This is a genomic window from Ensifer sp. NM-2 (assembly GCF_003024455.1).
Lineage (GTDB): Bacteria > Pseudomonadota > Alphaproteobacteria > Rhizobiales > Rhizobiaceae > Ensifer > Ensifer canadensis.
On the sequence record NZ_PVZR01000156.1, the window covers coordinates 1 to 417 of the forward strand.

A 417-nucleotide genomic window follows, 5' to 3' on the forward strand; every position below is an offset into this window, starting at 1 on the left:
TCCCCATGATCGAAGTGACGCTTAATTTCGTCCGAAATCTCGCCCTTGAGGTAGCTCGAATAGGCCGAGCGGGCACCGAGTACATGCTCATTGGAGAAAATATTTCCGCGACTACTGCCCTTTTTGTACTCGGCGAGAGTCATATTGCAATATTTGATGATATCTCGAGGCCTCATCATTGTTCGCTGAAGAATATAGGAGTACTTACTCTGCTGTCCGATTTTCTGCCCCTCGTCGAAGACCTTTCTCCAATCGACAAGAACGGAATCGCCGCCATCCAGTGCACCAAATCGCGCCTCCATTAGCTGACGTAGGTTAAACTGGTCATCCTCGTTCCACATGACATAGGAGGTCAGCTCGGAGGTAATCTTATTCTTATCCTCAAAGTCCAGGTCATTGAGGATATCGGACCGCATA

The 417-nt window shown here is 48.4% G+C and carries 1 protein-coding gene; it reads right to left on the reverse strand.

What is annotated here, in order from left to right; all coding sequences use genetic code 11:
- A partial coding sequence (locus C6558_RS40235; RefSeq protein ID WP_158269026.1) for a P-loop ATPase, Sll1717 family occupies positions 1-417 on the reverse strand: 417 nt, incomplete at both ends.